Source organism: Curvibacter lanceolatus ATCC 14669 (genome assembly GCF_000381265.1).
GTDB lineage: Bacteria > Pseudomonadota > Gammaproteobacteria > Burkholderiales > Burkholderiaceae_C > Curvibacter > Curvibacter lanceolatus.
This window is the reverse complement of record NZ_KB906293.1, coordinates 1-19,385: the sequence shown is the minus strand read 5'-3', so window position 1 is coordinate 19,385 and position 19,385 is coordinate 1. Positions and strand designations below refer to the sequence as shown.

The window sequence follows — 19,385 nt, the reverse complement described above, 5'->3', positions numbered from 1 at the left end:
TCGTAGCTCCAGGTGCCGCCCTCGCGCCCGGTGCCGCTGGCCTTGGTGCCGCCAAAGGGCTGGCGCAGGTCGCGCACGTTCTGGCTGTTCACAAAGCACATGCCGGCCTCGATGGCGGCGGCCATGCGGTGGGCGCGGCCCAGGTTCTCGGTCCACACGTAGCTGGAGAGGCCGTACTGCGTGTCGTTGGCGATGCGGATGGCGTCGGCCTCGTCCTCGAAGGGGATCAGGCAGGCCACGGGGCCGAAGATCTCGTCCTGGGCGATCTTCATGCGGTTGTCCACGTCGGCGAACACGGTGGGCCACACGTAGTTGCCGCGCTGCACGCGCTCGGGCAGCGCGGCCGCGTAGGCGGGACGGTCCAGGCCGCCGCACAGCAGCGTGGCGCCTTCCTTGGGGCCCAGCTCGATGTAGCTGCGCACCTTGGCCAGGTGGGCCTGGCTGATCATGGGGCCCACGATGGTTTTTTCGTCCAGCGGGTCGCCCACGGTGATGCGGCGGGCGCGCTCGGCGAACTTGGCGGCAAAGTCGGCGTAGATGGCCTTTTGCACCAGGATGCGGCTGCCGGCGGTGCAGCGCTCGCCGTTGTTGCTGAAGATCATGAACACGGCGGCGTCGAGGGCGCGATCCAGGTCGGCGTCGGCAAAGATCACGAAGGGGCTCTTGCCGCCCAGCTCCATGCTGAACTTTTTGAGGCCCGCGCTTTGCACGATGCGGTTGCCAGTGGCGGTGGAGCCGGTGAAGCTGATGGCGCGCACATCGGGGTGGCTGCACAGGGGCTCGCCGGCCTGCTTGCCGTAGCCGTGCACGATGTTGAGCACGCCGGCGGGGATGCCGGCCTCCAGGGCCAGCTCGCCCAGGCGGGCTGCGGACAGGGGCGAGAGCTCGCTCATCTTGAGCACGGCGGTGTTGCCGAAGGCCAGGCAGGGGGCCACCTTCCAGGTGGCGGTCATGAAGGGCACGTTCCAGGGGCTGATGAGGGCGCACACGCCCACGGGGTGGAACAGGGTGTAGTTGAGGTGGGTGGGGGTGGGGTAGGTGTGGCCGTCCACGCGGGTGCACATCTCGGCGAAGTAGCTGAAGTTGTCGGCCGCGCGGGGCACGAGCTGCTTGCCGGTTTGCGAGATGACCTGGCCGCAGTCGTTGGTCTCGGTCTGGGCGATCTCGGGCACGTGGCGGGCGATGAGCTCGCCGAGCTTGCGCATCAGCTTGGCGCGCTCGGTGGCGGGCAGGCCGGCCCATTTCGGGAAGGCCGCTTTGGCGGCGGCCACGGCGGCGTGGACCTCGGCCTCACCGCCGCTGGCCACCTCGGCCAGCACCTCCTGGGTGGCGGGGTTGATGGTTTCGAAGTAGTCGCTGCTGGCGACGGACTGGCCGTTGATGAGGTGCTGGATCTGTTGCATGGGTGTCTCTCCTGGGATGGGGTTCAGGGTGTGCAGGGGGTTCAAGGGGTGGAGCCCGCTGGGGTGTTGAAGGCGGCATCGCTGACCAGGGTGTTGACCAGGCGGCCGATGCCGTCGATCTCGGTCACCACCTCGTCGCCGGCCTTCACGTTGACCACGCCTTCGGGCGTGCCGGTCAGGATCACGTCGCCGGCCTGCAAGGTCATGAAGCTGCTCAGGTACTCGATCAGCTCGGGCACGTTGTGGATCAGGTCGCGGGTGTGGCCCTGCTGCGTGAGCTGGCCGTTGACGGTGGTGCGCAGCGCCAGCTGGTGCGGGTCGGGCACGGCGGCGGCATCGACCAGCCAGGGGCCGAGCACGGTGGCGCCGTCGCGGTTCTTCACGCGCAGGTTGGGGCGGTACCAGTTCTCCAGGTAGTCGCGGATCGCGTAGTCGTTGCACACGGTGTAGCCGGCCACGTGCTCCAGGGCCTGATCGCGCGACACGCGGTGGGCGGTCTTGCCGATCACCACCGCCAGCTCGCATTCGTAGTGCATGAACTGCACCGCGTCGGGCCGGTGGGTCTGGCCCCGGTGGCCGATCACGGCATTGGGGCCCTTCAGAAACACCAGGGGCTCATCCTTGGTGGTGACGGTGAGCTCGCCCGACAGCTCGCGCAGGTGGTCGGCGTAGTTCAGGCCCAGGGCGATGATCGTGCCCACCTCGAAGGGGGGCAGCCACACGACCTGGTCTTCCGCCAGGATGCGGCCATCGGCCAGGCGGATGTGCTGCTCGCCGTGGGGCGTGGCGGTGTGGATGGCGCCGGCATAGGCCACTCGGGCCGTATGGGTGGGGAGGGTGGGGAGGAGGGTGGCTTGGCTCATGCGGCGCTTTCCTGTTCGCGGACCAGGGGGGTGTTGAGGTGGCCGATGCCCTCGATCTCGATGCGCACCGCTTGCCCGGCGCGGGCCAGGGGCGCGCCTTGCGAGCCCCCCAGCGTGAGGATGTCGCCCGGCATCAGCGTCATGAAGGCGCTGACATCGGCGATCAGCTGCGCCACGCCCCGAAAGCGGTCGCCGGTGCTGCTGACCTGCACCAGTTGCCCGTCGATCAGCACCCGCACTTCGAGCGCGTCGGGATCGGGCACCTGGTCGGCCGGCACGATGCGGTCGCCCAGGGGGCAGAAGCCGTCGCGGGCCTTGAGGCGCACCGAGGGGCGGTAGAACTGGTTGTGGGGCAGGCTGATGTCGTTCACCACCAAGTAGCCGGCCACGTGGCCCAGGGCTGCCTCGGGTGTGACGCCGGTGCACTGGCGACCTATCACGATGCCCAGCTGGGCGCTGACCTCGACCTGGCCGGGTTCGGCTGGCACAGCCACCGGCTGGCCGCTGCGGGCCAGGGTGTTGCGCGGCTTCACAAACAGCACAGGCGCCTTGGGTGCGGCCTTGTAGGGCGGTTTGTCCAGTGCATCGGCCAGCACATACAAGGCCGGGCGGTGGTTCATCAGGACGCCGTACACCGTGCCGGTGAGGCGGTACGGCGCAACATCCAGGGAGGGGAGTGGAGGTGTGGTGTGCATGTCATTCACTAATATGTGAGCAAGTATATTGCTAACATCTTAGTAAAGTAAACAGGGCAAGCACCCATGCCTTGAGGCGGGTCAGTTTTCGGGGATGATCAGGGCATGGACACCAACGCCACCCCGGTCATTCACCACCGCAACCTGCCCCTGCTGCTGCTGCAATCCCGCGAGGCCGTGCTGGCCCGCTTCAGGCCACTGCTGAACCAGCAGGGCGTGACCGAGCAGCAATGGCGGGTGATTCGGGCCCTGGATCAGGTCGGCCCCATGGAGCCGCGTCAGATCGGCAGCATGTGCTGCATCTCCAGCCCCAGCATGGCCGGCATCCTGGCGCGCATGGACGACATGGGCTTGATCTCACGCCAGCGCATGGAGCAAGACCAGCGCCGTGTGCTGGTGGCCGTGACCCCCAAGGGCCAGCAGACGGTGGCCGCCCTGGCCCCCCTGATCGAGGGCTGCTACCAGGACATCGAGGCCGTGATCGGGGCCGATTTCACGCACCTGCTGTACGACATGCTGGATGCGCTGACCAGCCGCCTCAACGAGGGGCGCGAGGGTGGGGTGAGCGAGGGGGATTGAGTCGGGCCGGGCTCAATCCAGCCGCGGTGCGCTTCGCAGCAGATCCGCCACCGCTGCCTTCCACAGCGCGGCCTGTGCCAGCGTGCCGTGGCCGGCCGTGGTGGGCGAGCCGGGCACGATGTACTGCGCCCCGTGGGGCAGGCGCTTCAGTTCTCGCTCCAGCACGCCCAGCTCGGGCGGGTTGCGTTCATCGTCGGCCGAGTTGATGGCCAGCACCCGGGCCCGGATGCGCTCCAGGCCGGCGGAGGGGTCGTAATCGCCCGAGGCCTCCCACTGGTAGAGGTGGTCGTTGGCATCGCCCTTGAAGGGGGCCTGCAGGCGCTGGTTCAGCAACTCATCGGCCTTCTCGCGGGTGGGGGCCTGGCGGTACAGCGCCTGGCTGCCGCCATTGGTGGCCAGGTTGAAGTAGACCGAGGCAAAGCGCAGGCTGGGGGGCTGCTCGGTGTAGTCACCGTTCTTCCAGGCCGGGTCGTTGCGGATCGAATCGATCACCAGACGGCGCAGCATCCAGTTGCGCCCCGCCATGGGCACCGGCAGCGCGGCCATGGGCACCGCGATGTCCATGAAGTCGGGGTACAGCTGAGCCCACAGCCAGGTGTGCATGCCCCCCATCGAGTACCCCAGCACCATGCGCAGGTGGCGCAGGCCCAGGTGCTCGGTCACCAGCCGGTACTGGGCCCGCACCATGTCTTCGTAGTTGTAGTGTGGAAACCGCGTGCGCAAGCCCTGCGAGGGCCGCGACGACTCGCCCGTGCCGATGCCGTCAGGCAGGATGATGAAGTAGCGGCTGGCATCCAGCGGCTGGCCTGGCCCGAACAGCTCGCCCCCGAAGCCGGGTGTGAGCAGGCCCTTGCCCGAGCCCAGCGTGCCGTGCAACACCAGCACGGCCGGCTTGTCGGGCGAGCCCAGGGTGGTGTAGTGCAGGCTCAGCTCGGGCAGGGCGCTGCCGTCATGGAAGCGGAAATCCGGCACGCGCCAGTCGCCCTCACGGGGCGCGGGCAGATCGGCCGCCTGGGCCGGGGATGACAGGGTGGCAGCAGAGAGGACCATGGCGGCAAGCAGGTGGGCGAAACGAGAGACCCCAGCCCAGCAGCGCAGGGCCGAAGTGAACACAGGGGCGCGGGCGGTGGTGGTGAGGTGCATGCGTTTCAATCTACCGCAAAGGGGGCAGTGTGCGCCGGGGGCTCAGGGTTTGTCTGGGGGCTTTGGCGCCAGCTGATCCATATAAGGTCACATATAGTGACCTAATTGAAGGCAATTTTTCTTCAAAAAGACCACTTTAGTGGTGCAAATAAAGAATGACCATCGAAGCCATCGAAGCGGCAGGTGGATGAGTCAGGCCGGTTGCACCGATTGCACCAGGAAAGGCCCATGGACAAGCGCATCAAACACAAGAACCCCGAGCGCGACGCCGCACTGCGCCGCGAGCTGTTTGAGGGGGTGATGAGGAATCAGCTCTCGCTGGGCGAAGCCGTCAAGCTCATGCAGAAGGTCAGCCGCCTCACGCAAGCCGAGTTCGCTGCCCACCGTGGCGTGAGCATCCGCGTGCTCAAGGAGATCATCGCAGGCAGCGCCAACCCCACGGTGGAAACGCTGAACAAGATCGCCAGCATCTTCGGGCTGGAGGTGGGCTTTGTCGCCAAGCGACCTGCGGGGGAGGAGGGGGAGGCGAAGCCGCCGGGGGGCGCGCGCTCTTGAGGCTGCGAGTTATTTACCGACTGTGCCAACTTCAACGCCAAGTGATCCTCGGCCGGTGTGATGCGCAGCGGCATCGGCCAGCGCTTGGACGGGCGCGCGTTTGAGATCGAGCAGCTCTTCCTCGACCGGGAGTGTCAAGGCACCGGTGGCGACGGGCTTCCAATCCTTCGGGTTCTTTGTCGTTTGTTCGATAAGTGATGATGTTCGTGCAACACGAACGCTTCGATGTTGACGAACAAAAGCCCTGTGATTTTTTGCAGCAGCGCTGACCCACCTAGGGTTGTCTTGCTCACGCAGGCGCCTCTCTCCATGCCCAAAAGTCCCCCCGATGTTGCCGGCGTCTGTCCCCGGCCTCCGCGCTCAATCCGCGCCTCCCAGACTGCCCGAGGCGGCCACCTTCTCGACCAGAAAATCCAGCAGCAGGGCCATGGCCCGGGGCGGGTAGGGCGTGGGCAGGTGCAGCATGAACATGGCGGTGCTCAGAAAGCCCAAGCTGCCCGGGCTCAGGGGCAGGGCTTGCAGGGCACCCTGGGTGATGGCGAGCTGACCCGACCAGGTGTATCGCCTGCCTGTGCCACGGCTTCGGACCCGCGTGCCCCGCATGGGGCGTTCCTCCTAAAAGACGCGCATCAGCGTGCCGATCCCACCCGCGTCAAGCGATAGATCAACAACGCCGCCCGGATCGCCCCGCGCTCGATCGAGGCGATCTCCAGGTCTTCGTCGTCGGTGTGGGCGCCGCGGCCCTGGGCGCCCAGGCCATCGATGCCCACGGTGTAGGGCGCCACAAACTGCACATCGCCCGCCCCCCTGAATGCGGGGTCCAGCAGGTCTATGCGGCCCAGGCCGGCGTCCTGGCTGGCTTGCGAGTACAGCGCGGCCAGTTGGCGGCCGGCCTCGGTGGGGGGCATGGGCGGGTAGCTTTCGGTGAAGCGGATGCTGGCCGAGGTGCCGGGCAGGTTGCCCGTGTTCACGATGGCCTGCATCTTCTGGCGGGCGCGTTCGCCCTGCTCGGGTGAGAGGTAGCGCAGGTCGCCCAGCACCTCGGCGTCGCGCGCGATCACGTTCGATTTGCCGAAGGCGCTGGCGGTGGCGGTGTCTTCGGCATAAGCGATGTCGGTGCCGCCAAACACCAGGCCGGGGTTGAAGGTCAGGCTGGGCTCGATCACCTGCTCGCGGAAGCTGTTCAGGATGCGCGCCGTCTCATACACCGCGCCATAGCCCGATGCCTGTGAGAACACGCCCATCGAATGCGCCGGCTTGCCCTTCACGTGCAACACCCAGCCACCGGAAGACCGGCGGGCGATGCTGGCGGTGTCCACCCCCTGGTGCTTGTTGCTGCCTTCAAACGACAGGGCATAGTCGGCCCGCTTGCCCAGGGCCACCATGTCGGCCCGTGCGGTCTGCAGGGGCTTGCCGGCGCGCTCTTCATCGCCGGTGAACATCAGGTCGATGTTGGCCTGCTGCAGCACGCCCACGCTTTTGAGCGCGCGCAGGGCTTCGATCATGATCACGTCGCCGCCCTTCATGTCGTTCACGCCCTGGCCACGCACCCGGTCGCCCCGGCGCTCCCACAGCGGCACCGAGCTGCCTTTTTCGAACACCGTGTCCAGGTGGCCCAGCAGCAGCACGCGCTTGCCGCTGCCCCCTTCTTGCGAGGCCACCAGGTGGCCGGCGCGTTTCATGGCGGGGGGCATGTCGATCCAGCGGGTCTGGAGGCCCAGGCCGTCGAGCTCGGCCCGGAACAGGTCGCCCACGGCGCGCACGCCCTCGGGGTTGAGCGTGCCGCTGTTGATGCGCACCGATTTTTCCAGCAGCTCCAGCGCGGCCGGCGTGCGCTGTTGCACGGCCTTGACGATGGCCTGCTCGGTGTCTGAAAGCTGGGCCTGGGCCGTGCCGGCCAGGGCCAGCAGCGCGGTGCACAGGGCAAGGCGGCGGGAGAGCATCATGGCCATGTCAATTCTCCAGGGGGTGGGTTGGCGAACCGGCCAAGCCAGCCGCAGCAGCCAGGCGGGGGAACGCGACGGGAGCCGCATCGAGGCCTTGGCCGAGGGCCAGCAGGCTGCCGTCGAGCAAGTGCTCGTCGTGGTCTGTGTGCGCATCCGAGGTGGCCGTGGCGACCCCTGTTTCGTTTCCGGCCCCGCTGTCTGCCGTCAGCAGAAAACGTGCCTTTTGTGCCCGCGCACAGGCATTGAGCACGCGCATGGCCCGGTCGACCACCGGCTGGCCGCTCACAAAGGGGTTGGGGCCTGTCGGCACTGCCGCCGTGGCCTTGAGCTTGGCCACCGTGCCGTCATAGCCGGGGTGATTGCTCAAGGGCACGTCGATGCCCCACTGGGCTGAGAGTTGGCGCATGCGTTCGGTCTGGGCGATGTAGCTGTCGAGGCGGGCCATGTCGCGGCCGAAGTTGAATGCCGTGCCGCCCCAGATCATGGCCGTGTGCTTCTGGCCCTTGTCGCGCACCTCAAACACCGGGGTGATGGTGCCCAGGGTATGGCCGGGCGTGATCACAAAGCGCACGGTGGTGTCGCCCAGCGTGAGGGTGTCGCCGTCACGCACCGCGATGTCGCGCCGGGGCGGGCGGTCCCACAGGCGGGAGTCGAACTCCAGCGTGGTTTCCATCATCTTCCAGTCGATCTCGCTGGCTACCACGCGTGCGTGGTACCGGTCGGCCAGCATTTGCGCCCCGCCGTAATGGTCGCCATGACCATGGGTGACCAGCACGTAGCGGATCTGGGCCGGGTCCAGGCCCAGGCGGCGCATGCCGCCCTCGATGAGCTCGGTGGCCTCTTGGGCGTTGTTCAGCGCGTCGATCAGGATCAGGCCATCGCTGGTCTTCAGCACCCAGGCGCTGACCCAGGCCGAGCCCACGTAGTACAGGTTGTCGAAAGCCTGCCCGGGCGCGGGTGGTGTTTGCTGGATGAGCTTGGCCAGCATCTCGTCCATGGCCGGGCTGGGTGCCGCGCGCACGGCAGGCTGAGGGTTGCAGACCGGCAGCAGAAACTTCAGGTCGTCGCCGGCCAGGCTTTGGGCCTCATGCACATGCTGGTCGACGGTGGCCTGCTGGGGCGCGATGGTGGAGCAGGCGGTGAGTACCGCGAGCGCGATGCTCGTGATCAAGGCAGTGCGGGCCATGTTGTCTCCTCGGGTGTGGGTTTTGTTCTGCACCAGGTGCCGGGATGGCGCCAAGCATTGTTCACATTAACCCAGTCCACGCCCGTCATGTGTTGGACACCCGCGCTGAATTTGCAGCACAGCTTCAACGCGCAGGCCTCTCATGGGCCAGAACGACGGTTGGATTCAGCCGGGGCTTGCCAGCAGGGGCAGGCCGGTCATTCTGGCCCCATGAACGTTTAAATACATCATAGAGTTGCCAATTTGATTGAGTTGAATAACATCTATGAATGCCCAGGCAAAACACGCCCCCCTCTGACTACCCTCAGGCCGTGCTGCAGCAGATCGAGCTGCTGGCCCGCAACATCGTGATCGCCCGCAAGCGGCGTGGCGAAACGCAGGCCCAGTGGGCGCGCAAGCTGGGGGTGTCTCTGCCCACCATGGCCCGCATCGAGCGGGGCGACCCCTCGGTGGCCATGGCCTCGTATGTGATGTGCCTGTGGCTGGTCAATCAGGCGGCCGGCCTGGCAGATCTGATCGCCCCGCAAAAAGACCTTGCCGCCCTGGAGCGCGAGCTCAGCCGGGTGAGCGGCCCGCGCAAGGCGGCCCGTCCGCGCACCGCTCAAGAGGGTGCCCAGGCCTTGCGCGCCTGCGCCCCCAGCCCTCGCACCGTCCGCAATGCCAACGCGGCAGGTCTTGCTGCCTTGATGGCCGCCCCGCCCGCAGAGCCCCCGGCGTGACGGGCTGAGGCCCTGCCGTTCCTCTGCCGTTTGCTCGCCTCATCCAGCCGCGTGAGCCACGGCGGCGACCCACCCTGCTCGCCCACATCGACCACGCGCAACACACGCTGCTGCCGGGACAGTTCGAGGGTGTGGCCAGACTGGGTCATGCGGTATGGGTTTGATCAACGCATGACTTTCTATCGAGTGATGCGAATTTCAATCCAAGAGGGGCGCTGACCTCCTTTCGCAGCCTGCCAGCCTTGGCGCAGGCCGAGGTGGCTTTTGGCAGTCCATCAGCCCTGCTGTCAGAGCACACCTCAGCCCTCCATCAACCTCCCCATCAGCCCGCCCAAGACCCTGGTACTAACCCTAGGTTTTTCTTGCGCGAAACCGATAACGCCTCTCGGGGCGGGCATCGCACACTGACTTCAACGGATCGAACGGCCCGGCCTGCATTGTCTGGCCCGGCCCCCTGTGTGAACTTGTCAGGACTCTCATGACCCCCTCTTATCCCCAACTCGCCCTGCATGTGGCCGGGCAATGGCTGCACCGGGCGTCGGGCGGCGAACGCCCCGTGCTCAACCCCGCCACCGGCGCGGTGCTGGCCATGCTGCCCCTGGCCGGCCCGGCCGAGCTGAACGCCGCGGCCGAGGCCGCCGAGCGCGGCTTCAAGCTGTGGCGCGAGCGGCTGGCGCAAGACCGCTATGCCATCGTGCGCCGCACCGCCGAGCTGCTGCGCGAACGCACCCGCGCCATCGCCGAGGTGCTGACCCTGGAGCAGGGCAAGCCCCTGAGCGAGTCGCTGCGCGAGGTGGGGCTGTGTGCCGACATCCTCGACTTCCAGGCCGAAGAGGCCAAGCGCCTGTATGGCCGCATCGTGCCGCCCCGCGTGGCCGGCATCCTGAGCCAGTCGGTGATCCGCCAGCCCATCGGCCCGGTGGCCGCCTTCACGCCCTGGAACTTTCCGGCCAACCTGCCTTCGCGCAAGCTGGGCAGCGCCCTGGCTGCTGGCTGCAGCGTGGTCATCAAGCCCGCTGAAGAAACCCCCGCTACCTGCATGCTGATCGTGCAGGCCTTTCTCGATGCCGGTGTGCCGCCCGAGGCCATCAACATGGTCTGCGGCGACCCGGCCCAGGTGTCTGAGTTGCTGATTGCCCATCCCGCCATCAAGAAGGCCTCGCTCACCGGCTCGGTGGCGGTGGGCAAGCTGCTGGGCCGCCAGTGCGCCGAGCGGGTCAAGCGCTTCACGGGGGAGCTGGGCGGGCATGCCCCGGTCATCGTCTGCCCCGATGCCGATCTGCCCTTTGCGCTGAAGAACTCGCTGGCCGCCAAGTTCCGCAATGCCGGCCAGGTGTGTGCCTCGCCCATCCGCTTTTATGTGCACAGCAGCCTGTATGCCGACTGGGCCGAGCGCTTCAGCGCCGCCGCCCGCGCCCTGCGCCTGGGCTCGGGGCTGGACCCCGCCACCCAGATGGGCCCGCTGAGCCACTCCCGCCGCCTGGACGACATGGAGCGCTTCGTCAGTGACGCACTCGACCAGGGCAGCGAGCTGCTGTGCGGCGGCCACCGCGTGCCCGGGCCGGGCTTCTTCTTCGAGCCCACCGTGCTGGCCAACGCCCCCGACACCGCCCTGGTGCAGCAGCAAGAGCCCTTCGGCCCCATCGCGGTGCTGCAGCCCTACGACGAGCTGGACGAGGCCATTGCCCGCGCCAATGCGCTGCCCTACGGCCTGGGCGCCTACGCCTTCACCCGCGACCTGCACACCGCCCACCGCCTGGGCCAGGAGATCGAGGCCGGCATGGTGGGCATCAACCACTTCGGTGTGTCGCAGCCCGAGATGCCCTTTGGCGGCTGGAAGGAAAGCGGCATCGGCCAGGAGATGGGCCCTGAGGGCCTGCTGCACTACACCGAGATCAAGACCATCACCGTGGGCGTGCCGGCCTGAGCCCGGCGCATCCACCCTCCCCATTTCGACTGCAAGGAAACCCAGATGTCCGACGCCATTGCCCAACTCAAGCAAGACAACGCCAAGTTCCTGTTCCACCCCATGGCCCACCCGCGGGCCATGCAGCAGACCCAGCCCGACATCATCGCGCGCGGCGAGGGCTGCTGGATCTGGGATGTGGACGGCCATAAGATGATCGACGGCGTGGCCGGCCTGTGGAGCTCCAACCTGGGCCACAGCAACCGCCAGGTGCGCGACGCCATCGTGGCCCAGCTCGATGAGCTGCCCTTCTACAACACCTTCCGCGGCACCACCCACCCGCGCGCCATCGAGCTGTCGGCCCGCCTGGTGCGCCTGATGGAGCCCGACAACGTGGGCGCCGTGATGTTCGGCAACAGCGGCTCCGACGCGGTCGAGGGCGCACTCAAGATCGCCCGCCAGTACTGGAAGGTGAAGGGCCAGCCCGAGCGCACCAAGTTCATCAGCCTGAAGCAGGGCTACCACGGCGTGCACTTCGGCGGCATGAGCGTCAACGGCCTGGGCAACATCCGCCGCGCCTACGAGCCGCTGATGCCGGGCTGCTTCCATGTCGACTCGCCCTGGCTGTACCACAACGCCTTCACGCAAGACCCCGAAGAGCTGGGCCGCATCTGCGCCGCCCAGCTGGAGCGCGAGATCATCTTCCAGGGCGCCGACACCATTGCCGCCTTCATTGCCGAGCCGGTGCAGGGCTCGGCCGGCGTCATCGTGCCGCCGGCCAACTACTGGCCCCTGGTGCGCGAGGTGTGCGACCGCCACAACATCCTGCTGATCGCCGACGAGGTGGTCACCGGCTTTGGCCGCAGCGGCGCCTGGTTCGGCACCCGGCTGTGGGGCGTGCAGGCCGACATCTGGTGCCTGGCCAAGGGCATCTCCTCGGGCTACGTGCCACTGGGCGCCACGGCCCTGGGCAAGAAGGTGTCCGATGCCTTCATGGCCGACAGCGGCGGCCTGGGCACCGTGGCCCACGGCTACACCTACAGCGGCCACCCGGTGGCCGCCGCCGCCGCCCTGGCCACCCTCGATGTGCTGGAGGCCGAAGACGTGCCCGGCAATGCGGCCCGGGTGGGCGCGCACTTCCAGCAGCGCATGGCCACCTTTGTGGAGCGCTACAGCTTTGTGGGTGATGTGCGTGGCGTGGGCCTGATGGTGGGCATCGAGATGGTGTCCGACAAGGCGGCCCGCACGCCGCTCACCCGCAGCAGTGACATCCCGCAGCGTGTGGCCCGCGAGGCCTACCAGCGTGGCGCCATGGTGCGCATCTCTGGCCCCAACATGATCCTGTCGCCCCCGCTGGTCATCACCCGCGAAGAGATCGATTACCTGGTCGACACCCTGGAAGCCGCCTTCGATGCCGTCCAGAAAACCCTCTGAACCCCTTGTGACGACCCGCCACCGCGCCCCCCCGGAGACCGCACCATGAAGGCCCCCCCCTGCATCCTGCTCATTGGCACCGTCGACACCAAGAGCGACGAGATGGCCTACCTGCGCGAGGGCATCACCCAGGCCGGCGGCCGCACCCTGGTGCTGGACGTGGGCGTGCTGGGCCGAGGCGGCTTTGAGCCCGACATCAGCAACCACCAGGTGGCCGAGGCCGCCGGCGTCACTCTGGCGCAGGTGATGGCCAGCGGCGACGAGAACACCTCGATGGTGCTGATGGCGCGCGGCGCCACCGTCATCGCCCAGCGCTTGCTGGCCGAGGGGCGCATCAACGGCGTGCTGGCCCTGGGCGGCACCATGGGCACCGACCTGGCGCTGGACGTGATGAACGCACTGCCGCTGGGCTTTCCCAAGGTGCTGCTGTCCACCATCGCCTACTCGCACCTGCTGCCGGCCGAGCGCATCCCGCCCGACCTCATCATGGTGCTGTGGGCCGGCGGCCTGTATGGCCTCAACAGCCTGTGCAAATCGGCCCTGTCGCAGGCGGCGGGTGCGGTCATGGGGGCCTGCCACAGCGTGGTGGCGCCGGATCGGCAACGCCCCATGGTGGGCATGACCTCGCTGGGCTCCAGTGCCCTGGTCTACATGAAGCGCCTCAAGCCCGAGCTGGAGCGGCGCGGCTTTGAGCTGGCCGTGTTCCACACCACCGGCATGGGCGGGCGTGCCTTCGAGGCCCTGGCCGCCAGTGGCCGCTTTGTGGCGGTGATGGACTTCTCGCTGCAAGAGCTGGTCAACCACCTGGCCGGCTCTTGCGTCACCGCCGGGGCCGACCGCCTGCGCGGCGCCGGCCGGGCCGGCGTGCCGCAGATCGTGGCCCCGGGCGCCACCGACATGGTCGACTACGCCGCCTGGGCCGCCCGCCCCGAAGGCTATGCCGGCCGCGCCGAGCACGCCCACAACCGCCTGCTGTCCTCGATCAGCATCAGCCCCGAGATGCGCCGGCGCGTGGCCCGAGAAATCACCAGCCGCCTGGGCGAGGCCCAAGGCCCCACCGTGCTGCTGCTGCCCACCCAGGGCATCGAAGGCTGGGACCGCCCCGGCGAGCCCCTGCACGACCCCGAAGGCCTGGCCGCCCTGGTCGACGAGCTGCAGGCCAGCGTGGCCCCAGGCACCCTGCTGCACACGCTGCCCGCGCACATCAACGATGCGGCCTTTGCCGAGGCCGCCCTGCAGGTGTTTGACGCCTGGCTGGCCGAGGGCCTGATCCCCAACCCCCTGGCCACGCCCTCAACCACCCCTCTGAGCGCGCCCCTGGCCGCAGCCTGAGCACCCACCCCTTTTTGCCCCCACCATGACCTCTCAAGCCCTGGTCCTCGACTTTGGCGGCGTCATCAGCCGCACCTTGTTTGAAACCCATGCCCTGTCCGAGCAGGCCCTGGGCCTGCCGCCTGGCACCCTGCGCTGGCGCGGCCCCTTCGACCCGGCCAGCGATCCGCTGTGGCAAGACATGCAGGCCGACCGCATCACCGAGCGCGACTACTGGATGCAGCGCACCCGCGAAGTGGGCGCCTTGCTGGGCGAACACTGGGACCGCATGGAAACCTTTGTGCAGCGCGCCCGCGGGGCCGACGTGCAGGCCGTGATCCGCCCCGAGGCGGTGGCCGCCATCCAGGCCGCCCAGGCCGCGGGTTGCCGGCTGGCCGTGCTGTCCAACGAGCTGGATCTGTTTTACGGCGCCGACTTCCGCCACCGCCTGCCGCTGATGGACTGCTTTGAAGTGGTGGTAGACGCCACCTACACCCAGATCCTCAAGCCCGACCCGCGCGCCTACGCCCTGGTCACCGAGGCCCTGGGCCTGCCGCCTGAGCGCTGCGTGTTCGTGGACGACCAGGCCCGCAACATCGCCGGCGCGCAACGGGCCGGCTGGCAGACCGTGCAGTTTGACGTCATGCAGCCCCGCGCCTCGTTTGCCGCCGCCCTGGGCTTGCTGGGCCTGGCCACGCCCGCACTCTCTTGAAACCCGCTCAGCCGCCCGTCCCCAAGCCTTCCTGAATCACCCCTTATGACCGACACCCTCAATGGCGTCAGCATGGCCCGCGTGGCCCGCCTGATGCAGCAAGAACAAGCCCTTTATGCCCGCACCCGGGCCACCAGCCAGGCGCTGTACCAGCAGGGCAACCAAAGCTGGCTGTACGGGGCGCCCTCGCACTGGATGCGCCGCTGGATCGGCGGCTGGCCCATCTACGTGGCCGACCGCCCGCACGACTACGGCGTGCGGTTCACCGATGTCGACGGCAACCCCTATGTCGACTTCTGCCTGGGCGACACCGGCGGCATGTGCGGCCACGGCCACCCCGCCATCGTCGAGGCCATGACGCGCCAGGCCCGCATCGGCACCTCGCTGATGCTGCCCGGCGGCGATGCCGACTGGGTGGGCCAGGAGCTGGCGCGCCGCTTCGGCCTGCCGTACTGGAACCTGACCACCTCGGCCAGCGACGCCAACCGTGCCTGCATCCGCCTGGCCCGCATGGTGACCGGCCGGCCCCGCGTGCTGGTGTTTTCGGGCGCCTACCACGGCAGCGTTGAAGAGGCCCATGTGGAGCTGCGCGACGGCGAGGTGCACATGCGCAACAACATCCACCACAACTTCTTTCCGCACGACGCCCTGAGCCGCGTGGTCGAGTTCAACGACATCCCGGCGCTCGAAGCCGCCCTGCGCCAGGGCGATGTGGCCTGCGTGCTGGCCGAGCCGGCCATGACCAACTACGGCATGATCGCGCCCGACCCCGGCTACCACGAGGCCCTGCGCCGCCTCACCCGCGAAACCGGCACCCTGCTGTTGATCGATGAAACCCACACCTTGAGCAGCGGCCCCGGCGGCTACACCGCCCTGCACGGGCTGGAGCCCGACATGTTCGTGGTCGGCAAGGCGATTGCCGGCGGCATCCCGGCAGCGGCCTTCGGCCTGAGCCAGGCCACGGCCGAGCAGGTCTGGCAGGTGCTGCCCAAGGTGCCGCCCACCGTGCGCCAAAGCGCCCACGCCGGCTTTGGCGGCACGCTGGCGGGCAATGCCCTCACCGTGGCCGTGATGCGGGCGGTGCTGTCCGAGGTGCTCACCCCCGAGGCCTTCGAGCGCATGCTGGGCCTGGCCCAGCGCCTGCAGCAGGGCGTGAACGCCACCATCGCGGCCCACGGCCTGCCCTGGCACGCCACCTGTGTGGGTGCCCGGGTCGAAACCCTGTTCGCCCTGGATGCCCCGCGCAACGCCAGCGACGTGAAGCAGCACCGCAACCCCGATCTGGAAGCCCTGCTGCACCTGTACCTGATGAACCGCGGTGTGCTGATCACGCCCTTCCACAACATGATGCTGTGCTGCCCCGGCACCCGCAGCGACGACGTGGACCGCCACAACGCGGTGTTTGCCGAGTTTGTGCAAGAGGTGTGTGCATGAGCACCGGTGGCGAAGCCCAAGCGGTGCTCCGGCCAGCGTCTGGCTTGCCCGAGTTTGGCCTTGAAGGCCGCGTGGCCCTGGTCACGGGCGGCGGGCGCGGCATCGGCGCGGCCATCGCCCAGGTCATGGCGCGGGCTGGCGCCCGGGTGCTGATCGCCAACCGCACAGCCGATGCCGGGGCCGCCGTGGCCGCGGGCATCCAGGCCCAGGGGGGCCAGGCCCAGGCCATCGGCTGCGACATCGGCCAGCCGGCCGAGGCCCGGCGCGCCGTGGCCGAGACCGTGGCCCGTTATGGCGCGCTCGACATCGTGGTGCACAACGCCGCGGTCAACCCCTGGTCGTCGCTGGAGCAGCTCAGCGAGGCCGATCTGGCCCACACCCTGGCCGTCAACCTGCAGGCCTGCTTCTGGCTCACCCAGGCCGCGCTGCCGCACCTGCGCAGGCAGGGCGGCGGGCGCATCCTGGTCACCTCGTCGGTCACCGGGCCGCGCGTGGCCATGCCGGGGGCGGCGCACTACGCGGCCAGCAAGGCTGGGGTGAATGGTTTCATCCGTGCTGCGGCGCTGGAGCTGGCGCCCGAGCACATCACCGTCAATGGTGTCGAGCCCGGCTACATTGCCAAGCAGGGCGGCAGCCTGCTCTCCAACCCCGAGCGGGCGCGGCGCATCGCGGCCCACATCCCGGCCGGCGAGCTGGGCCGGCCCGAAGACATTGCCTACGCCATGTGCTACCTGGCCAGCCCGGCAGCCCGCTACGTCACCGGCCAGACCCTGGTGGTGGACGGCGGCTCCACCCTGCCCGAGAGCCCGTTTTTCAGTGAATCCACCCCCGCTTGAGCCAGCAAGGCCCTGACATGAACTCTCTTCATCAACGACTGCAAGCGCATCTTGACCACGGCGTGGTGGGTTTCCCCACCGCGCTGGCCACGGCGGTGGGCCTGGTCATGGCCAGCCCGGTCATCCTCACGGCCACGGCTGGCTTCTCGATCGGCGGCGTGAGCTTTCTGCTGGCCATGGGGATCGCCTTTGTGCTGATGCAGCTGCAGGCCACCACCTTTGCCGAGGCCGCCGCCATGCTGCCCACGGCCGGATCGGTGTACGACTACATCGCCTGCGGCCTGGGCCGCTTCTGGGCCATCACCGGCACCCTGGCGGCCTACATGCTGGTGCATGTGTTTGCTGGCACCGCCGAGACCATCCTCAGCGGCGTGATGGCCACCGTGAACTTTCCGGCCCTGCACGGCCTGCTGGTCGACCACCACGCCACCTGGGCCGTGGGTGTGGTGATGGTGCTGCTGTTCGGCGTGCTCAACTACTTCGGCATCACCGCCTTTGCCAAGGTCGAGATCGTGCTCACCTTCTGCATGTGGGTCACCCTGGTGTGCTTTGGCATCAGCGGCCTGGTGCAGGCCCCCGTGGTGGCGCTCGATGGGTTTTTTGGCCAGTCGCAGGTGGGCACCGATTTCTACTCGGTCATGTCGCTGGTGGGCATGGCCATGTTCATGTTTCTGGGCGGCGAATTTGTCACCCCGCTGGCGCCCGAGCTCAAGCGCGCGCACCGCCTGATCCCGCGCGCCATGATGCTGGGCCTGGTGCTGGTGTGGCTGTGCATGGTCATCTGGGGCGCCGCCATGGCGCGCCAGGTGCAAAACGTGCCGCTCGATGCCCAGGGCACGGTGCACCTGCTCGAAACCCCCGACGCCATCCCCGTGTTCGCCCAGACCCTGATGGGCCCGGCGGGCCGCTTCTGGCTGGGCATCGCCTTCTTGCTGGCCGGGGCCGCCACCATCAACACCCTGATGGCGGGGCTGCCGCGCATCTTGTGCGGCATGGCCCGCGAGGGCGCCTTGCCCGCCATCTTCGGCCGCCTGCACCCCCGCTACGGCAGCCCGGTGTTCGGCATCGTGGTGTCGGTGGCCATCCCCATCGCCCACACCCTGCTGATCCAGGGCGACCTGGACCGCATCATGCCGCTGGTGCTGGCCGCCGTGTGCTCCTGGGGCTTTGCCTACCTGCTGGTCAACGCCTCGGTCATCGTGCTGCGCCTGCGCCGCCCCGATCTGATGCGCGCCTACCGCTCGCCCTGGTTCCCGCTGCCCCAGGTGTTGGCCTCAGCCGGCATCGCCATCGCCATCTGGTTCATCACCCCGCCCAACATGAACCCGCGTGACATCTATGTGCCCTTCGGCGTGATGCTGGGCCTGACCGCGCTCTACGCCGCCGTCTGGACGCGTTACGTCAAAAAACTGCCCCTGTTCAGCCCTGTGCCCGTTGAAGAGGTGCTGGAGCGCGAACTGCAACGCGCCACCAACGAGGCCTGACCCCATGCACCCCAACATGTTGCTGACAAATCAGATCGCCCTTGTAGTGGGCGCCGCCACCGGCATCGGCGCCGCCGTGGCCCGCCGCCTGGCCCGCGAGGGCGCCACCGTGGTGCCCTGTGGCTGGCCCCAGCCCGAAGGCCCGCACAGCCTGGCCTGCGACGTGACCCGCGACGAACAGGTGCAAGCCACCGTGGCCGAGGTGCTGCGCCGCCATGGCCGCATCGACATCCTGGTCAACGCCGCCGGCGTCATCGCCAAAGACAGCGCCGCCACCATCGTCGACGCCGTGTGGGACCGCCAGCACGACATCAACCTCAAGGGCACCCTGCGCGTGATGCGCGCCGTGCTGCCCGCCATGCAGGCGCAAGGCGCAGGCAGCATTGTCAACATCGCCTCGGTGGCCGCCTTCAACGCCGGGGCCGACTCGGCCAGCTACGCCGCCAGCAAGGCCGCCGTGGTGGCCCTCACCCGCTCGGCCGCCCAAAGCTACGCCCCCCAGGGCATCCGCGTGAACGCCCTGTGCCCCGGCTGGGTAGACACCCCCATGGCCGCCGCCGAAATGGCCGAGATGGCCGCAGAACTCGGCATCACCGAAGCCGAAGCCCGCGAGCGCACCGTGGCCCGCATCGGCCTGGGCCGCATGGCCAGTGCGGATGAGATGGCGGGGGCCTGCCTGTTTTTGTGCGGGCCCGATGCCTCGTTTGTGACGGGGATTGCGCTGGTGGTGGATGGGGGGAGTCGGGTGGCGGCGGGGGTTAGGGCGGTTTGAGGGGGGGCTGATTGCGGCCATTGGAAGCCTGCGATCTGAACGACACCCAACTTGGTTAGCGGACACTAGTGCAACTAAAAGCCGTACTTCCACACTTATCGTGCACGAGCGAACTCCTGACCTGCCCCCTCCCAGCCGTACCAACCTGAAGTTAGTGAAGTCCGTCAACCAACTGGAGAATGACGGATATGAAGAAGAGCAGATTCAGCGAGGAACAGATCATTGGGTTCCTTCGACAGGCTGAGGCAGGCATGCCTATCAAGGAACTCTGCCGCAACGGCGGCTTTAGTGATGCGACTTTCTACAAGTGGCGTGCCAAGTTCGGCGGCATGCAGGTCTCGGAGGCCCAACGCCTGCGAGAGCTGGAGTCTGAGAACGCCAAGCTCAAGCGGCTACTGGCCGAGGCG

The 19,385-nt window shown here is 68.2% G+C and carries 19 protein-coding genes; 12 read left to right on the top strand and 7 right to left on the bottom strand.

Annotated features, from left to right (window positions below; genetic code table 11):
• From hpaE to F624_RS0131100, 3 genes are all read right to left on the bottom strand, one after another.
• The coding region (gene hpaE / locus F624_RS0131110; RefSeq protein ID WP_031256899.1) for a 5-carboxymethyl-2-hydroxymuconate semialdehyde dehydrogenase at positions 1–1,403 on the bottom strand (1,403 nt) is incomplete at its 3' end.
• Between the two features lie 41 nt (positions 1,404–1,444).
• The gene (locus tag F624_RS0131105; protein ID WP_019578277.1) at positions 1,445–2,266 is read right to left on the bottom strand and encodes a fumarylacetoacetate hydrolase family protein; all 822 of its coding nucleotides are present in this window, start codon (positions 2,264–2,266) and stop codon (positions 1,445–1,447) included.
• Positions 2,263–2,961 (bottom strand): fumarylacetoacetate hydrolase family protein, encoded by a 699-nt coding sequence (locus F624_RS0131100; RefSeq protein WP_019578276.1) that lies wholly within the window; start codon positions 2,959–2,961, stop codon positions 2,263–2,265. The genes F624_RS0131105 and F624_RS0131100 overlap by 4 nt, the downstream gene beginning before the upstream one ends.
• A 105-nt stretch (positions 2,962–3,066) precedes the next feature.
• On the opposite strand from F624_RS0131100, the gene hpaR reads away from it, so the two are divergent.
• Positions 3,067–3,540: a homoprotocatechuate degradation operon regulator HpaR gene (gene hpaR, locus F624_RS0131095; RefSeq protein WP_019578275.1), complete on the top strand. Its 474-nt coding sequence runs from the start codon at positions 3,067–3,069 to the stop codon at positions 3,538–3,540.
• Between the two features lie 12 nt (positions 3,541–3,552).
• Here hpaR and F624_RS0131090 read toward each other — a convergent pair whose 3' ends face one another.
• Entirely contained in the window at positions 3,553–4,683 is a 1,131-nt protein-coding gene (locus tag F624_RS0131090; protein WP_019578274.1) for an alpha/beta fold hydrolase, read from the bottom strand.
• A 228-nt stretch (positions 4,684–4,911) separates the two neighbouring features.
• Here F624_RS0131090 and F624_RS0131085 point away from each other — a divergent pair, with 228 nt between their 5' ends.
• Positions 4,912–5,238, top strand: a complete 327-nt coding sequence (locus tag F624_RS0131085) for a helix-turn-helix domain-containing protein (protein WP_019578273.1) — start codon at positions 4,912–4,914, stop codon at positions 5,236–5,238.
• Positions 5,239–5,598: 360 nt separating this feature from the next.
• Here the strand turns inward: F624_RS0131085 and F624_RS0131075 are convergent, their stop codons facing one another.
• From F624_RS0131075 to F624_RS0131065, 3 genes are read right to left on the bottom strand one after another with little or no spacing between them, the layout of a single operon-like run.
• Positions 5,599–5,841 carry a hypothetical protein gene (locus F624_RS0131075; protein WP_019578271.1) on the bottom strand — a complete coding sequence of 81 codons (243 nt, stop codon included), beginning with the start codon at positions 5,839–5,841 and terminating at the stop codon, positions 5,599–5,601.
• Between the two features lie 26 nt (positions 5,842–5,867).
• Positions 5,868–7,190 (bottom strand): M20/M25/M40 family metallo-hydrolase, encoded by a 1,323-nt coding sequence (locus F624_RS0131070; protein WP_019578270.1) that lies wholly within the window; start codon positions 7,188–7,190, stop codon positions 5,868–5,870.
• Between the two features lies 1 nt (position 7,191).
• Complete coding sequence (locus F624_RS0131065; protein ID WP_157443723.1) at positions 7,192–8,370, bottom strand: MBL fold metallo-hydrolase; 1,179 nt, start codon at positions 8,368–8,370, stop codon at positions 7,192–7,194.
• Positions 8,371–8,639: 269 nt separating this feature from the next.
• On the opposite strand from F624_RS0131065, the gene F624_RS0131060 reads away from it, so the two are divergent.
• The 10 genes from F624_RS0131060 to F624_RS0131015 form a co-directional block, all read left to right on the top strand.
• Positions 8,640–9,089 carry a helix-turn-helix transcriptional regulator gene (locus F624_RS0131060; protein ID WP_019578268.1) on the top strand — a complete coding sequence of 150 codons (450 nt, stop codon included), beginning with the start codon at positions 8,640–8,642 and terminating at the stop codon, positions 9,087–9,089.
• Between the two features lie 478 nt (positions 9,090–9,567).
• Entirely contained in the window at positions 9,568–11,016 is a 1,449-nt protein-coding gene (locus F624_RS0131055; RefSeq protein WP_019578267.1) for an NAD-dependent succinate-semialdehyde dehydrogenase, read from the top strand.
• A gap of 45 nt (positions 11,017–11,061) precedes the next feature.
• Entirely contained in the window at positions 11,062–12,429 is a 1,368-nt protein-coding gene (locus tag F624_RS0131050; RefSeq protein WP_019578266.1) for an aminotransferase class III-fold pyridoxal phosphate-dependent enzyme, read from the top strand.
• Between the two features lie 45 nt (positions 12,430–12,474).
• A complete protein-coding gene (locus F624_RS0131045) occupies positions 12,475–13,761 on the top strand; it encodes a Tm-1-like ATP-binding domain-containing protein (RefSeq protein ID WP_019578265.1) in 1,287 nt (428 codons plus the stop codon).
• A gap of 25 nt (positions 13,762–13,786) precedes the next feature.
• Entirely contained in the window at positions 13,787–14,452 is a 666-nt protein-coding gene (locus F624_RS0131040; protein ID WP_019578264.1) for an HAD-IA family hydrolase, read from the top strand.
• Between the two features lie 45 nt (positions 14,453–14,497).
• Positions 14,498–15,886, top strand: a complete 1,389-nt coding sequence (locus F624_RS0131035; protein WP_019578263.1) for a transaminase — start codon at positions 14,498–14,500, stop codon at positions 15,884–15,886.
• Entirely contained in the window at positions 15,883–16,722 is an 840-nt protein-coding gene (locus tag F624_RS0131030; RefSeq protein ID WP_019578262.1) for an SDR family oxidoreductase, read from the top strand. The genes F624_RS0131035 and F624_RS0131030 overlap by 4 nt, the downstream gene beginning before the upstream one ends.
• Positions 16,723–16,739: 17 nt before the next feature.
• Positions 16,740–18,206 carry an APC family permease gene (locus F624_RS0131025; RefSeq protein WP_043427114.1) on the top strand — a complete coding sequence of 489 codons (1,467 nt, stop codon included), beginning with the start codon at positions 16,740–16,742 and terminating at the stop codon, positions 18,204–18,206.
• 16 nt (positions 18,207–18,222) lie between these two features.
• On the top strand, positions 18,223–18,978 hold the full coding sequence (locus tag F624_RS0131020) for an SDR family NAD(P)-dependent oxidoreductase (RefSeq protein ID WP_245573779.1): 756 nt from the start codon (positions 18,223–18,225) through the stop codon (positions 18,976–18,978).
• Between the two features lie 188 nt (positions 18,979–19,166).
• Positions 19,167–19,385, top strand: a 219-nt coding sequence (locus tag F624_RS0131015; protein WP_031256420.1) for a transposase, incomplete at its 3' end; no start/stop codon positions are given.

What these genes read in the sequence shown, in the direction of transcription:
- F624_RS0131055 (WP_019578267.1), top strand. Translation starts at nt 9,568, where the DNA reads ATGACCCCCTCTTATCCCCAACTCGCCCTGCATGTGGCCGGGCAATGG.
- F624_RS0131030 (WP_019578262.1), top strand. Translation starts at nt 15,883, where the DNA reads ATGAGCACCGGTGGCGAAGCCCAAGCGGTGCTCCGGCCAGCGTCTGGC.
- F624_RS0131075 (WP_019578271.1), bottom strand. Translation starts at nt 5,841, where the DNA reads ATGCGGGGCACGCGGGTCCGAAGCCGTGGCACAGGCAGGCGATACACC.
- F624_RS0131040 (WP_019578264.1), top strand. Translation starts at nt 13,787, where the DNA reads ATGACCTCTCAAGCCCTGGTCCTCGACTTTGGCGGCGTCATCAGCCGC.
- F624_RS0131025 (WP_043427114.1), top strand. Translation starts at nt 16,740, where the DNA reads ATGAACTCTCTTCATCAACGACTGCAAGCGCATCTTGACCACGGCGTG.
- F624_RS0131065 (WP_157443723.1), bottom strand. Translation starts at nt 8,370, where the DNA reads ATGGCCCGCACTGCCTTGATCACGAGCATCGCGCTCGCGGTACTCACC.
- F624_RS0131035 (WP_019578263.1), top strand. Translation starts at nt 14,498, where the DNA reads ATGACCGACACCCTCAATGGCGTCAGCATGGCCCGCGTGGCCCGCCTG.
- F624_RS0131090 (WP_019578274.1), bottom strand. Translation starts at nt 4,683, where the DNA reads ATGCACCTCACCACCACCGCCCGCGCCCCTGTGTTCACTTCGGCCCTG.
- F624_RS0131050 (WP_019578266.1), top strand. Translation starts at nt 11,062, where the DNA reads ATGTCCGACGCCATTGCCCAACTCAAGCAAGACAACGCCAAGTTCCTG.
- F624_RS0131100 (WP_019578276.1), bottom strand. Translation starts at nt 2,961, where the DNA reads ATGCACACCACACCTCCACTCCCCTCCCTGGATGTTGCGCCGTACCGC.
- hpaR (WP_019578275.1), top strand. Translation starts at nt 3,067, where the DNA reads ATGGACACCAACGCCACCCCGGTCATTCACCACCGCAACCTGCCCCTG.
- F624_RS0131060 (WP_019578268.1), top strand. Translation starts at nt 8,640, where the DNA reads ATGCCCAGGCAAAACACGCCCCCCTCTGACTACCCTCAGGCCGTGCTG.
- F624_RS0131070 (WP_019578270.1), bottom strand. Translation starts at nt 7,190, where the DNA reads ATGGCCATGATGCTCTCCCGCCGCCTTGCCCTGTGCACCGCGCTGCTG.
- F624_RS0131105 (WP_019578277.1), bottom strand. Translation starts at nt 2,266, where the DNA reads ATGAGCCAAGCCACCCTCCTCCCCACCCTCCCCACCCATACGGCCCGA.
- F624_RS0131085 (WP_019578273.1), top strand. Translation starts at nt 4,912, where the DNA reads ATGGACAAGCGCATCAAACACAAGAACCCCGAGCGCGACGCCGCACTG.
- F624_RS0131045 (WP_019578265.1), top strand. Translation starts at nt 12,475, where the DNA reads ATGAAGGCCCCCCCCTGCATCCTGCTCATTGGCACCGTCGACACCAAG.
- F624_RS0131020 (WP_245573779.1), top strand. Translation starts at nt 18,223, where the DNA reads ATGTTGCTGACAAATCAGATCGCCCTTGTAGTGGGCGCCGCCACCGGC.